Raw genomic sequence first — 13453 nt, 5'->3', positions numbered from 1 at the left:
CCTTCCGATGCCGCGCCGATCCGCCGCTGTCCAGCGCGGCCCACGAAAAAGGGCCCGGACGAAGCCCGGGCCCCTTCCCTTTCCGACGTCCGGATCAGTAGCGGTAATGATCCGGCTTGAACGGCCCCTCGACCGGCACGCCGATATAGTCGGCCTGCTTCTGGCTGAGCGTCGTGAGCTTCACGCCGAGCTTGTCGAGGTGGAGCGCCGCGACCTTCTCGTCGAGATGCTTGGGCAGGACGTAGACGTCGTTCCTATACTGGTCCGCCTTGGTCCAGAGCTCGATCTGGGCGAGCGTCTGGTTGGTGAAGCTGGAGCTCATCACGAAGCTCGGATGGCCGGTGGCGTTGCCGAGGTTCACGAGGCGGCCCTTGGAGAGGACGATGATCTTCTTGCCGTTCGGGAACTCGACCTCGTCGACCTGAGGCTTGATCTCGGTCCACTTCATGTTGGCGAGCGCGCCGATCTGGATCTCGCTGTCGAAATGGCCGATGTTGCAGACGATCGCCATGTTCTTCATCTCGCGCATGTGATCGAGCGTGATCACGTCGGCATTGCCGGTCGCGGTGACGAAGATGTCGGCGCGCTTCGTCGCCTCCTCCATGGTGACGACCTCATAGCCCTCCATCGCCGCCTGCAGCGCGCAGATCGGATCGATCTCGGTGACGAGGACGCGGGCGCCGCCGTTGCGCAGCGAAGCGGCCGAGCCCTTGCCGACGTCGCCGAAGCCGGCGACGCAGGCGACCTTGCCGGCCAGCATCACGTCGGTGGCGCGGCGGATCGCGTCGACCAGCGACTCCTTGCAGCCGTAGAGATTGTCGAACTTCGACTTGGTCACGCTGTCGTTGACATTGATCGCCGGGAAGGGAAGCTTGCCCTTCCTGGCGAGGTCGTAGAGCCGATGGACGCCGGTGGTGGTCTCCTCGGAGACGCCTCTGATGTTCTGCACGGTCCTGGTGAGGTAGCCCGGCCGCTCGGCAAGGAAGCGCTTCAGCGTCGCGACGAAGATTTCCTCTTCCTCGTTGGTCGGGGTGAACAAGTCCTCGCCGCCCTCGACGCGCGCGCCCCAGAGGGCGAACATGGTGGCGTCGCCGCCATCGTCGAGGATCATGTTGCAGGTCGTGTCCTGGCCCCAGTCGAAGATCCGGACGACATAGTCCCAATATTCCTCGAGCGTCTCGCCCTTCACGGCGAAGACCGGCACGCCCGTAGCCGCGATCGCCGCAGCCGCGTGATCCTGGGTCGAGAAGATGTTGCACGAAGCCCAGCGCACCTCGGCGCCGAGCGTGGTCAAGGTCTCGATCAGCACCGCGGTCTGGATCGTCATGTGCAGCGAGCCGGTGATGCGCGCGCCCTTCAGGGGCTTCGCCTCGCCATATTCCGCGCGCAGGGCCATCAGGCCGGGCATCTCGGTTTCGGCGATCTCGATCTCCTTGCGGCCGAAGCCGGCGAGGGAGAGGTCGGCAACGACATAGTCGGTGAAGTCGGACTGGGGCTGGGTGGCCACACTGGGTCTCCTGAAAGTGAAAAGACCGCCATATCCAGGGCGGCCGGATGCCAGCTTCAGCCACGCAGTGCCCACACCGCGCAGAGCGTCCGGAGGGATGCACTGGCCCGCGCTCCCTAGCCGCAGCCGCTCTCAAATGCAAATATAAAGATATCTTTATATGTGATCGCGAAACGGTCGAGGGGCGGGCCGGTTTCCGGTCCGCCCGCCCCTCCCCGTCAATGGCCGCCCGCGAAGGTGACCGTGCACTGGCCGCCCGGCAGCGCGGCAACGAAGCCGAGCCGGTCGGCGATGGCGATCAGGGCGTCGGTGTCGCCCCGGGCCGCAGCCGCCTCCTCGGCGAGCACCACCGTCTCGGCGCAGACCGAGCTGCTCGTGGCATCGTCGCCGTAGATGTTGGCGAGCGCGGTCGTGAAGCGATCATAATGGACCTGTGCCTGACGGCCGTGCACCGTCTGGAACTGGGCCATCAGCACCGCATTGGCGCCGCGGATCGTCTCCCGGTTGGCGGCGAGGAAGCGGTTATAGGCCGCCGCCACATTCTCGCCCATGGCCGAGCAGCGCAAGGTCGCCACCATCAGCCGGCTCTGCAGGTCCCGCACCTTGGCGGCCGCGACCTGGGTCTGGTTCCAGCAGCCCGCCTGGGCACTGGCCGTCGCCGGGACGCAGATCATCATTGCGCCCGCCACGAGGACGGCGCGCCCTTTCTTCGGTCCACTCATATGTTCCCCCACACAACTCGATCCTGCGCGAGATGCGCGGGATCGACTCGAAGGTCTCATGGGGGTGGTTTTCGGGGTGTGAAATTTCAGGGTTAATTCTTGTGCGCCAGAGACTTAGTTTCCGCGGGCGGCTTCGGCGCAACAATCTGGATCAGGTTTCGTCCGGCTCGAGATGACGGAGCTTGTCGGGGTTGCGGACGATGTAGATGCCGGCGATGCGCTCGTCCTCGATCAGCAGGGCCGTGGTCTGGAGCAGGCCGTCCGCCTCGCGGGTGACGAAGCCCGGCAGGCCGTTGATCATCCGGTAGCCGAGAAGCGTGCCCGGGTGGCGCTGGAGCAAGCGGGCGATCGCCGACAGGACGGCGAGCACGTCCTTGCGGCCGAGGAAGGGCCGGTAACCGGCCGCACGCTTGCCACCGCCGTCCGACCAGACGCCAACGTCCTCGGCGAGCAGGTCCTGGAGCGCCGCAGTGTCGCCGCTGCGCGAGGCCTCGAAGAACGCCGCGGCCAGCTCCATGCCCCGCGCCTTCGCCACCGGGAAGCGCGGCCGGCTCGCGCGGACATGGTCGCGCGCCCGCGCCGCGAGCTGGCGGACCGCGGCGGGCTCGCGCTCGAGCGTCGCGGCGACCTCGTCGAACGGCAGGTCGAACACGTCGTGCAGCAGGAAGGCGGCGCGCTCCAGCGGAGAGAGCCGGTCCAGCGCCATCAGCAGCGGCAGGGTCACGTCCTCGTCCACGTCGAGGCCGGTTTCGGGCTCGACGACCGGCTCGGGCAGCCAGGGGCCGACATAGGTCTCGCGGCGGTGGCGGGCCGATTTCAGCTGGTCGAGGCAGAGACGGGTCACCATCCGGCGCAGGAAGGCCTCCGGGCTGCGGACGCCTCCCCGATCGGTGCGGAGCCAGCGCACGAACGCCTCCTGCACCACATCCTCGGCGTCGGCGATGGAGCCGAGCATCCGATAGGCGATGCGGGCGAGCGTCGGCCGCAGCGGCGTGAAGCTCGCTGCGGCCTCGGCGGGGGCGTTCGTGCCCGCGCTCATGCCGCGAGCGCGTCCAGCTCGGCGTCGCTCGCGAACAGATGAAAACCGACCGCAAGCCGGTTCCAGCCGCTGATCGCGTTGATCAGAAGGGTGAGCTTCACCTGCTCTTCCTCGCTGAACTGCGCGGCGAGCTCGGCATGCACCGACTCGTCCGGCGGCCCCCTGGTGGCCAGCAAGGTCAGCGCGTCGGTCCAGGCCAGGGCCGCGCGCTCGCGATCGCTGTAGACCGGCGCCTCGCGCCAGGCCGACAGCAGATAGAGGCGCTGCTCGGTCTCGCCATCCCGCCGGGCTTCGCGCGTGTGCATGTTGATGCAATTGGCGCAGCCATTGAGGATCGACGCGCGGATCTTCACCAGATGGGCGAGGGTCGGCTCGATGGCTTCGGCCGCCTTGCGGCTCCACGAGAGCCAGGCGCCCATTTCGGCGCGGGCGGCCTCGAAGGGGTTCAGGATCGGAGTCATTCTGGGTCCTTTCGGCTTGCGTTGATGCAGCCAAGACGAGGCCGGAGTGCCCCGTGTGACATCCCCCCGAATTTTTTTCGCGGCTCAGGCCGTCCCGAATTCCGCCGTCAGCAGCCGCGGGTCGACACCCGCCCCGGCGAAGGCGGCGGCCCAGCGCTCGTCCACCGCGCGGTCGTAGAGCAGATCTTCGTCGCCGGGAGTCACGAACCAGCCGTGGCGGCGCATCTCCTGTTCGAGCTGGCCGCCCTGCCAGCCCGCATAGCCGAGCGCGGCCACCCAGCGCGTCGGCCCCTTCCCCGCCGCAATCGCCTTCAATATGTCGAGCGTCGCGCTCAGCACCCAGCGGCCGCCGACGTCGATCGAGTCGGCGCCGCCCCAGTCCGGCGTGTGCAGGATGAAGCCGCGCGTCGGCTCGACCGGGCCACCTTGGTGGATGGCGGCGTTGGGCGCCTCGCCCGGGTCGATGTCGAGCTGCTTGAGCAGGTCGTGAAAGCCGATTCGCGGCGCGATCCGCCCCAAGCCGATGCCGAGCGCACCATCCTCGTCGTGCACGCACATCGCGATCACCGCCTTTTCGAAGCGCGGATCGCCGATGCCCGGCATGGCGAGCAGGAACTGGCCCGAGAGGAAACGCGGCGCGTCCATCGGACGGCTTATAGGGAAGCTGCGGGAGCGCCGCCACTATGCCGGGGCGAACCGGCTTGCTAAGGGGCCGGCCTGTCCGAAGGAGATTCTCAGATGACGATCAAGGTTGGCGACCGCATCCCAAGCATGACCCTCGTGAAGGCCACGGCGGAAGGACCCCAGCCCGTCCAGACCGACGACTATTTCGCCGGCCGCAGGATCGCCTTGTTCTCCGTGCCGGGCGCGTTCACGCCGACCTGCTCGGCGCGCCACCTGCCGGGCTTCGTCGAGAAAGCCGAGGAGCTGAAGGCCAAGGGTGTCGACGAGATCGCCTGCACCGCGGTCAACGACGCCTTCGTGCTCGGTGCCTGGGCGAAATCGGCGGGCGCCGAGGGCAAGGTGACCATGCTCGCCGACGGCAATGGCGACTTCGCCGAGGCGCTTGGCCTCACCATGGACGGCTCCAAGTTCGGCCTCGGCAAGCGCGGCTCGCGCTGGTCGGCAATCGTCGAGGACGGCGTGGTGAAGGAGCTCAACGTCGAGGAGCCGGGCGCGTTCAGCGTCTCCAGCGCGGAATTCCTGGTCGGCCAGCTTTAGGCGGAACAGATTTCGGCCGCGCGGAGGCTAGCCGAGGCTTCTCCATTTGCTGTCGATCACGACCCTGCGAGCCCCGGTCTTCATCAGGTTTGCCGGAAAGGCGATGAGGTCACCCGGCGCGCGGCCATAATATTGCTGCTCGAACCGGAGGATGATGAAGTAGGTGTCCCGCTCGGCGGTCGACGTTCGCGTGACCGTCCCGGCTTGGTCAGCCACGACGAACCAACTTATCCGGGCCGCGGGCTGCCTCTGCCCCGGCCCCACATCATTCTCCCACGTGCCGGTGCCATCGGGGTTTAGCTGCACGCACCCGTGCCGCGCGTCCGAGGCCGCAACGCCTCCCTCGCATAAGGGAGCCCCGACGAACTCACGCGGAAAATCGGAGTTTCCGCCTGGATAGGCGTTCACCGGATTGCCTCGATAAGTGAGGGTCACTGGCCGCGACTGGGCAAAAGCGGGTCCGGCGTAGGCCGCGAAGGCGGCGATGGCAGGCAGGGCAAATCGGAGCATTCCAATTCCTTTCGCCAAGGTGATTGGGCTCACTGGGCGAACAGTCTGAACCGAATACGTTCTGGATGTCGAGCACTGAATTGCTGATCGGGCAACAGGCCTGGACTATTGTGACGGCGAGCGCGCCGGCGGTGCGGCTGCCGGCGCCTGCAGCACTTCGATGACGAAGCGGTCGATCTGGCCGGCGAAGACGATCAGGTTCACCGCCAGATTGCCGCGGATGAAGCCGTAATCGGCGGTGAGGTAGCGCTGCAGCGACGGCCGCCCGTCGGCCGCGACCAATGCGCGCGAGAAGGCGTACCTCTGGTTGAAGGCGGCGATCGCGCCGCCGAGCTGCGCCGCGCCGGCCCCGGTGGGCGGGTTCCATACCGCCTGGATCGAGATCGCCCGGCAGGCCGTGCCCTGGCAGGAGCCGAACAGGATGGCGGCGCTGCGGCCATTGGCGAAGGTGACGGTCAATGCCGGCCGCTCCGCATCCCCCGCCCGCTCGAAGCGCGCGCCGATCTGGGTCAGCACCGGCTCCACGGTCGCATAGGAGAAGCTCGGCAGCACCTGCCGGTTTTCGGCGGCAGCGGCGTTGAACGGACCGGCGGCGGGCGGCTGCGCCGCCGTCGCGGCAAGGAGAACCGCCAGCAGCGCCACGCCGCCGCCTAGCGGGGCGCCAGGGCGAAATCGACGCCCACCGCCACCATCGTCTGGACGTCGGGCCCCGCAGGCCGCATCGCTCCCGGCGTGAAGAGGCTGGTGACGAGCTGCGACTCGCTCACCATCATGCCGAGCAAGTCGAGGCCCACCCGTTCGGTAACCCGAACCACCCGGACCACCCGCATGTTGAGGGCGCCCGCATAGGCCTCGGCGTCGGCCCGCGCCTTCTGCAGCGCCTGCGCCCGCGCGAGACGCCGGGGCGCGCTGTCGTCGTTCAGATGGTAGACCGCGCCAGCCAGCACGAAGATGCCGCGCTGCATCAGTGCCGACTGGATCGCCGGGGCATTGCCCACATTGCGTATGACGACTTCCGCCTGCGCACTGGCCGGGACGGACATGTCCTGCATTGCCGAGGCTGCGTTCATGTCCGCCGGAGCCTCTTCCATCGCGATGCTGGCGTTGGTCATCGCCATGTCCGCCCCGGTGCCGGCAGCGATGGGCTGGATGCGGATATCCGCGTCGGCGATCCCCTGACTGCGGAGCATGGCACGGACGTCGGCGATATTCTGCTGCACCGCGCTCCGCGCCTCGGTCTCGGTTCCGCCATAGCCGCTGATGGTGAACGACAGGGTCGCCCGGTCGGCACGCGTCGTCACCATGCCGAGCGCATTGACCTCCACCAGCACCTCGCCCGGAGCAAGGGGCTGGATGGTGACCGGCGCCTGCGTCGACGCCGCCAGCGGCACCGACGCCGTCAGCGCCAAGGCGAGTCCGACAATGATCAACCGCATCTCACCCCCCTTTCTCCGGGCCGCCGATCAGCGCGGGCGGAGCTCTACCAGCCGCACCGCCTGCCGCGATTTTGCTCGCGCAGCCAGCCGAGCAGGGGCCGGAAATATTCGACCATCGGCTCGGCGCTGATCTCGCGGGTGCCGGTGAAGGCTTCGAGCGCGTCCGGCCAGGGCCGCGAGGCGCCCATGGCCAGCATCGCGTTCAGCCGCCGGCCGACCTCGCGATTGCCGTAGAAGGAGCAGCGGTGCAGCGGCCCCCGCCAGCCGGCAATGTCGCAGGCGGCCTTGTAGAACTGGAACTGCAGGATGCGGGCGAGGAAGTAGCGCGTATAGGGCACGCTCGCCGGCACATGGTACTTCGCGCCCGCGTCGAAATTGCGCTCGCTGCGCGGGCTCGGCGGGACGATGCCCTGATATTGCAGCCGCATCCGGTCCCACGCCGCCTGATATTCGCCCGGGGCGATCTGGCCGGAGAAGATCCCCCAGCGATAGCGGTCGACGAGCAGGCCGAAGGGCAGGAAGGCGATCTTGTCCAGCGCCTGGCGGAGCAGCAGCTGCCGGTCCTGCTCGGCATTGGGCATCTGGTTCTGCCGGAGCAGGCCGATCTGGACGAGATATTCGGGCGTGACGGAGAGCGCGATCATGTCGCCGATCGCCTCGTGGAAGCCGTCATTGGCGCTGTCCAGATAGAGGAAGGGCTGCCGGTTATAGGCGCGCTGATAATAATTGTGGCCGAGCTCGTGATGGACGGTGATGAAGTCGTCCGCGTTCACGCGCGTGCACATCTTGATGCGCAGGTCCTCGACATTGTCGACGTCCCACGCCGAGGCGTGGCAGATCACCTCCCGGTCCCTGGGCTGGGTGATCATCGAGCGCTCCCAGAAGGTCTGGGGGAGCGGCGCGAAGCCCAGCGAGCTGAAGAAGGCCTCGCCCTGCCGGACGATCCGCTCCGGCGTGTAGTTCGCCCGGGTCAGCAGCTGGGTCAGGTCGTAGGCCTCGCGCGTGTTCGAGCGCGGCGCGACGACATCGTAGATATTGCCCCATTCCTGCGCCCAGAGATTGCCGAGCAGGTCGGCGCGGATCGGCCCTGTGGCCGCCTGCACCCGGTCGCCATAGGTGCGGTTGAGGCCTGCTCGGGTGAAGCAGTGCAGCTCGTCATAGAGCGGCTTCACCTCGTTCCACAGCCGCTCGGTCAGCGCCGCGAACTCGTCCGGGCTCATGTCATATTTGGAGCGCCACATTGCGCCAAGATCGGCATAGCCGAGGTCCCGCGCGCCCTGGTTGGCGATCTCGGTCATGCGCTGATACTGGGCGCGCATCGGCGAGCCGACATTATCGTTCCAGCTCGTCCACATCTCGCGCAGCTGGTCCGGGTTGCGGACGGTGCCCATCCGCGCCTCGATCTCGTTGCCGGTCAGCTGCTGTCCGTTCATCGTGCCGCGGCCGCGGCCATATTGCGAGCTGAGGTCGGTGGAGATGCGGTTCAGCTCGGCCGCCGCGCCTGGCGTGGTGGGCGCCGGCAGGGTGAGCGCGCTCCTCAGGATGTTGAGCTTGCGGCGCGTGTCGTAGCTGAGGTCCGGGACGTTGCTGTAGCGCGCCGCCTCATTGGCGAAGCGGACGCCCATCTCGGTGCCGATCGTGCCGAAATGAGCGGCGATCGCGTCGGTATCCTGGGTGATGTAGGTCGCGTTCACCCACTGGGCGCGGCTCGAGATCACGGTGAACTCGGCCAGCTCGCGCTCGGCCCGGGCGACGAAGGCGTCGGCCTCGGCGGCGGTCGGCTGGGCCGCAGCGGCGGGCTCCGGGGCCGCAATGGCTGAATTTGCGGCGACTGCCGCGGCCGCGTCGGCGCCGCTGTCGGCCTCAGCAGAACCGACACCTGTCGTGGCGCAGGCCGCGACGAGGCCGGCGGCAGCGGCGATGGCGAGAAGGGAGACGGTGGACTTCATGGCAAGCATCCCTCGTTGCTTTCTATCGGACTGAAAACGCCCATGAACCCGCCGCAAGCTGCGGTCAACGGGCGAGAAAATCCGCGATCGCCTGGCCAAGCTCGGGCTTGATCACGGCGCTCATATGGCCGCCCGGCACGGCCGCATATTCCCCGTTCGGGAGCAGGTCGGCGAGGGCCTGCGGGGAGCCGTTGTCCTCGTCCTCCTCGCCGCTCACCACCAGGGTCGGCATCGCTATCCGGGCAATCGCCGCCTCGGGCGTGTCGACGAAGCTGTCGAGCAGAGGCAGCAGCGCCTGGGGATCGCCCTTCGTCGTCTTCAGGAACGCCTCCGCCATCCATTCGGGCGAGCCGCGCTCATGCGTGCCGAGGCCGGTCAGGATCTTGCGGAAATGCTCGGAGCGGCGGCCCGTCGAGTGCAGGCCGGTGAGCCCCATGCCGCCGATGACCAGCTTGCCCGGCGCGGCGCCGCGCGCGACCATGCGCACGCTGGTCCGCGCGCCCAGCGAATAGCCGCCGAGATCATAGTCCTTGAGGCCGAGCTGCGCGAGCAAAGCCAGCCCGTCGTCGGCGAGGATATCGGGCGGGTAGCAGGCGGGATCGTGCGGCTTGCCGCTCTGCCCGTGCGCGCGCAGGTCCGGCATAATCACCCGGAAGCCCCTGGCCGCGATCGCCGCGGCATGGCCGTAGCGCAGCCAGTTGGTGAAGGCATCCGAGAAGAGCCCGTGGATCAGGACCACCGGGCGCCCCTCCCCCAGCTCGTGCCAGGCGAGCCGGATGCCGTCGGCGGCGGTGAAATGATGCAGGGTCGCGTTCATGGCCGAGTCGTCAGCCGCGGCACTACGAGGAACAGGGTGATCAGCAAAGCGAGGAAAGCGAGCGCGCTGGCGAGCAGGAAGGCGCCGCCCGGCTCGCCGCGCTCGGCGCCGAAGGCCAGCGCCTGGGTCAGGATCAAGGGGCCGACGATCGCCGCGACGCTGCCGATGCTGGACATGCCGCCCATCAACGCGCCCTGGCGGGACGGATCGGTGAGGCGGGAAAGCAGGGCGTTGATCGAGGGGAAGACGAGGCCGGTCAGCGCGCTGAAGGCGATCAGCGCGAACACCATCCAGTCGCGGGTGACGAAGACATAACCCAGGAAGACGAGCACACCGACGCCCATTCCGATCACCACCGTGCGCGCCTCGCCGAAGCGGGCGATCGCCCGGCCGGTGATGAAGATCTGTGCGATCGCCATGGCCAGTCCCGAGGCGGCGAGCGAGAGGCCGATCTGGCCCGCAGTCCAGTGCCGGTCGAGCTCGGCCCAGAAGGCCCAGGTCGCCGGATAGACCATATGGGCGAGCTGCCAGATCAGCGAGACGAAGATGAGCGCCGTCGCCCCGCCCGCATGGAAGAGCGGCTTGAACGCGCCGAAGACATGCGCCTCGCCGAGCCGGAACGGCCGCCGCCGCTCCTGCGGCAGCGTCTCCGGCAACAGGAAATACATCCAGGCGGCATTGGCCGCGGCGATGCAGCCGGCGGCGATGAACGGCGCCCGCGTGCCGAGGCCGGAGAGCAGGCCGCCCACCGCGGGCCCCAGGATGAAGCCGAGCCCGAAGGCCGCGCCCATCAGCCCGAAGGTCGCACCGCGCTTCTCCTGCGAGGTCACGTCGGCGAGGACGGCATTGGCGGGCCCGTAGACGGCGCCGGCAATGCCTGCGACGAGCCGGCCGAAGAACAGCCAGATCAGGGTCGGCGCCACCGCCATCAGCGCATAATCGAGCGCGAAGGCGATCATCGAGAAAAGCAGGACCGGGCGCCGCCCGAAGCGGTCGCCGAGATTGCCGAGCACCGGTCCCGCGAAGAATTGGGCGCCGGCATAAGCAACGAGCATGTAGCCGGCGATCCGCGTCGCCTCGGTCATCGAGACATGGCCGAGCGAGACGATGAGGTCGGGCAGGACCGGAAGCACGATGCCGAAGCCGATCGTGTCGATCAGGACCGCGGCCAGCACGATCGGCACCGCGGGATGGTGGAAGCGCCCTTTGCCCCCGCCGCCGTCCGCCGCCGCCGGCTCAGTCGGGGAGCTTGCCAACGGCCTTCATCCAGCGGTCGACCAGCGGCTGGTGCTCCTCGGTCCGATATTCGGGCAGGCCCTCGGTGTTAAGCCAGTTCCGGTGCAGCGACTCTGCCCCGAAATGGTGGATCGGCCGGAAGCGCGAGGGGTCGTCGAACGCGGCGACGGTGAGGTCCATTTTCTCGCTGTCCGGAAATTCGAAGCCCAATGAGGCGCCGCAGGCCGCGCAATAAGGCCGCTGCGCGATCGGCGAACTCTGGTACCAGTCGGGCTCGCTCTCCCAGGTCACGTCGCTCTTCGGCATGTTCTTGAAGGCGATCGAGATGCTGCCGGTCGCCCGCTGGCACATCCGGCAATGGCAGAGATAGGCCTCGTCATTGGCGACTCTCGCGGTGAAGCGCACCTTGCCGCAGGCGCAGCCCCCGGACATGTCCTCAGCCATCTCTTCCTCCAAGTTTGATCGTTTCGAGCTTCGCCCGCCACGCTTCGGGAAGCGGCACCGGGCGCCGGCTTTCCCGGCCGACATAGACATGGGTGAAAAGCCCCTCGGCCGCAGCCTCTGCCGCGCCCCTGGCGAAGACGCCGAGCCGGTAGGTGACGCTGCTCCCGCCCAGCCGCTCCACCCCGAGCCCGATCTCGACCGGCTCGGGATAGGCGAGCGAGCCGGCATAAAGACAGCCCGTCTCGACGACGAGCCCGATCGGGTCGCCATGGGTGACGTCGAGCAGGCCGTTCTCGATCAGCCAGGCGTTCACCGCCGTGTCGAACCAGCTGTAATGGACGACATTGTTCACATGCCCGTAGGCGTCATTGTCGGCCCAGCGCGTGGCGATCTCCCGCCAGACCGGATAGGCGCCCCGCCCTCTCAACGGCTCCCGGCTCAAAGCGCCGCCTCGTAGAGCCGCCGCGCATCGGCCTCGGTGATCGGGCAGGGATTGTTCACCAGCAGCCGTTCCTGCTTCATCGCCTCGGATGCGAGCAGGTCAAGATGCTCGGGCCCGATGCCGACGGCGGACAGGCGCTGCGGCACGCCGGCGGCGCGCGACAGCCGTGACAGATGCTGCACGAAGGCCTGGGCCTGGCCCTGCTGGCCGATATCCCTGGAGGTCGGATCGAGCATCGCGCCGAGCTCGGCATAAAGCGGCCGCGCCGCCTCCATATTGTGGCTCAGCACATGGGTCAGCATCAGCGCGTTGGAGAGGCCGTGCGGGACGTGGAAATGGCCGCCGAGCGGATAGGCCAGGGCATGGACCCCGGCGACCGGCGCATTGTCGAAGGCGATGCCCGCCAGATGCGCGGCGGTCAGCATCTTGCCGCGCGCCTCGAGGTCGTCGGGCCGGTCGCAGGCGATCAGCAGATTGTCGGAGATCAGCCGCAACGCCTTGCGCGCGAACATGTCCGACATCGGATTCTTGCGCCGCGCCGACGTATAGGCCTCGATCGCATGGACCATCGCGTCGATGCCGGTCGCAGCCGTCACATGGCGCGGCAAAGTGAGCGTGAGCTCGGCATCGAGCACCGCCCAATCGGCGTAGAGGGCCGGGCTGTTGACCCCGCGCTTCTCGCTGCCGCCGACGGTGATCACCGTTACCGCGGTCGCTTCCGAGCCGGTGCCGGCCGTGGTCGGGACCAGCGCGAGCGGGAGCTTGCGGCCGAGCGCCTTCCCGACCCCCCAAAGGGTGTCGAGGTCCTCGCCGGTCGCGATCAGATAGGCGGCGAGCTTGGCGACATCCATCGGACTGCCGCCGCCGAAGCCGACCACCGAAGTGCAGCCTTCCCCTGCCGCGACCGCGGCCATCAAAGTGTCGCGCGACGGATCCTCCTCCACCGCGTCGAACACGATCGGGTCGGGAAGCGCCGCCAGCACCCCGTCGGCCAGGCCGAGAGCACGGACATTGGCGTCGGTGACGAACAGGCTGCGGCCCGCGGGCAGCACCTCGGCCAGGCGGCGCGCCGCACCGGGGCCCGAGATCAGATGCGGGCCGTATCGGAATTCATACCCCTGCATGGCGGCAAGGGTAACGCCCCCGTCATCGGCGCGAAAGGCGTAATCCGGCTCCGGTCAGAAGGAGCGCTGCAGCCGGCTGAGCAGGCTGCGTGCGGGGCTGCCCGCCTCCTCGGCGAAGCTGCCCTGGTCGAGGCGGCTGACCCGGCCGTAAAGCTCCTCGCTGGCGTGGATCAGCTCGACCGCCGCTTCGGGCAGGCGGGCGAGCAGCGCCCCGTCCGTGTCTGCCGCGACCCCCAGCCGGCGCTCGGCCATGCCGGCCTGGGCGCGGCTCAGCTCGCCGGCGGCGACCGCGCGCTGGGTGAGCAGCCAGGCGATGACGTGCATCAGCCGCGTCGTCACCTTCAGCGACTCGCAGGAGAAGCCGACCCGGTCGAGCGGATCGAGCGCGAGCCGGTCGTCGCGGCCGCCCGTGTCGAAATAGGAACGCGCCTCGTCGGCGAGCACCATCGCCTCGACATAGAGCCCGTCGATGAGCTTGGGCGTCAGCTGCCCCTCGGTCATGGAATCCCCCATGGCCCTGAAATGCCACAGCGTTCCGCGCGCAC

The 13453-nt window shown here is 68.4% G+C and carries 16 protein-coding genes; 1 reads left to right on the top strand and 15 read right to left on the bottom strand.

Annotated features, from left to right (window positions below; all coding sequences use genetic code 11):
• Positions 1-94: 94 nt before the first annotated feature.
• The 5 genes from ahcY to VEC11_RS13305 all read right to left on the bottom strand — a co-directional run bounded on the left by ahcY (position 95) and on the right by VEC11_RS13305 (position 4374).
• Complete coding sequence (gene ahcY / locus VEC11_RS13325; RefSeq protein ID WP_464132138.1) at positions 95-1507, bottom strand: adenosylhomocysteinase; 1413 nt, start codon at positions 1505-1507, stop codon at positions 95-97.
• Positions 1508-1725: 218 nt separating this feature from the next.
• A complete protein-coding gene (locus tag VEC11_RS13320) occupies positions 1726-2184 on the bottom strand; it encodes a hypothetical protein (RefSeq protein ID WP_464132135.1) in 459 nt (152 codons plus the stop codon).
• A 196-nt stretch (positions 2185-2380) separates the two neighbouring features.
• On the bottom strand, positions 2381-3268 hold the full coding sequence (locus VEC11_RS13315; protein ID WP_464132130.1) for a sigma-70 family RNA polymerase sigma factor: 888 nt from the start codon (positions 3266-3268) through the stop codon (positions 2381-2383).
• Positions 3265-3729, bottom strand: coding sequence for a carboxymuconolactone decarboxylase family protein (locus tag VEC11_RS13310; protein ID WP_464132127.1), 465 nt, complete (start codon positions 3727-3729; stop codon positions 3265-3267). The genes VEC11_RS13315 and VEC11_RS13310 overlap by 4 nt, the downstream gene beginning before the upstream one ends.
• Positions 3730-3813: 84 nt before the next feature.
• Entirely contained in the window at positions 3814-4374 is a 561-nt protein-coding gene (locus VEC11_RS13305) for a YqgE/AlgH family protein (protein WP_464132125.1), read from the bottom strand.
• Between the two features lie 93 nt (positions 4375-4467).
• On the opposite strand from VEC11_RS13305, the gene VEC11_RS13300 reads away from it, so the two are divergent.
• On the top strand, positions 4468-4950 hold the full coding sequence (locus VEC11_RS13300; RefSeq protein ID WP_464132121.1) for a redoxin family protein: 483 nt from the start codon (positions 4468-4470) through the stop codon (positions 4948-4950).
• Between the two features lie 27 nt (positions 4951-4977).
• Here the strand turns inward: VEC11_RS13300 and VEC11_RS13295 are convergent, their stop codons facing one another.
• The 10 genes from VEC11_RS13295 to VEC11_RS13250 all read right to left on the bottom strand — a co-directional run bounded on the left by VEC11_RS13295 (position 4978) and on the right by VEC11_RS13250 (position 13421).
• Complete coding sequence (locus tag VEC11_RS13295; RefSeq protein WP_464132118.1) at positions 4978-5166, bottom strand: hypothetical protein; 189 nt, start codon at positions 5164-5166, stop codon at positions 4978-4980.
• A gap of 399 nt (positions 5167-5565) precedes the next feature.
• Positions 5566-6102, bottom strand: coding sequence for a YbjN domain-containing protein (locus VEC11_RS13290; RefSeq protein ID WP_464132116.1), 537 nt, complete (start codon positions 6100-6102; stop codon positions 5566-5568).
• 8 nt (positions 6103-6110) lie between these two features.
• Entirely contained in the window at positions 6111-6896 is a 786-nt protein-coding gene (locus VEC11_RS13285) for an SIMPL domain-containing protein (RefSeq protein ID WP_464132114.1), read from the bottom strand.
• A 44-nt stretch (positions 6897-6940) separates the two neighbouring features.
• Positions 6941-8845, bottom strand: a complete 1905-nt coding sequence (locus tag VEC11_RS13280; protein ID WP_464132112.1) for a M2 family metallopeptidase — start codon at positions 8843-8845, stop codon at positions 6941-6943.
• 64 nt (positions 8846-8909) lie between these two features.
• A complete protein-coding gene (locus VEC11_RS13275) occupies positions 8910-9662 on the bottom strand; it encodes an alpha/beta fold hydrolase (RefSeq protein ID WP_464132110.1) in 753 nt (250 codons plus the stop codon).
• Complete coding sequence (locus VEC11_RS13270; RefSeq protein ID WP_464132108.1) at positions 9659-10918, bottom strand: MFS transporter; 1260 nt, start codon at positions 10916-10918, stop codon at positions 9659-9661. The genes VEC11_RS13275 and VEC11_RS13270 overlap by 4 nt, the downstream gene beginning before the upstream one ends.
• Positions 10899-11342: a GFA family protein gene (locus VEC11_RS13265; RefSeq protein WP_464132106.1), complete on the bottom strand. Its 444-nt coding sequence runs from the start codon at positions 11340-11342 to the stop codon at positions 10899-10901. Before VEC11_RS13265 ends, VEC11_RS13270 begins: the two co-directional genes overlap by 20 nt.
• Positions 11335-11769, bottom strand: coding sequence for an acyl-CoA thioesterase (locus VEC11_RS13260; RefSeq protein WP_464132103.1), 435 nt, complete (start codon positions 11767-11769; stop codon positions 11335-11337). The genes VEC11_RS13265 and VEC11_RS13260 overlap by 8 nt, the downstream gene beginning before the upstream one ends.
• Positions 11770-11780: 11 nt before the next feature.
• A complete protein-coding gene (locus tag VEC11_RS13255) occupies positions 11781-12908 on the bottom strand; it encodes an iron-containing alcohol dehydrogenase (RefSeq protein ID WP_464132101.1) in 1128 nt (375 codons plus the stop codon).
• 54 nt (positions 12909-12962) lie between these two features.
• Positions 12963-13421 (bottom strand): DUF1465 family protein, encoded by a 459-nt coding sequence (locus VEC11_RS13250; RefSeq protein WP_464132098.1) that lies wholly within the window; start codon positions 13419-13421, stop codon positions 12963-12965.
• Between the last annotated feature and the right edge of the window lie 32 nt (positions 13422-13453).

The organism is Allosphingosinicella sp., assembly GCF_035626655.1.
In the GTDB taxonomy this organism is placed as follows: Bacteria; Pseudomonadota; Alphaproteobacteria; order Sphingomonadales; family Sphingomonadaceae; genus Allosphingosinicella.
The sequence above is the reverse complement of the archived record's forward strand: the minus strand, read 5'-3'. Positions and strand labels throughout refer to the sequence as shown.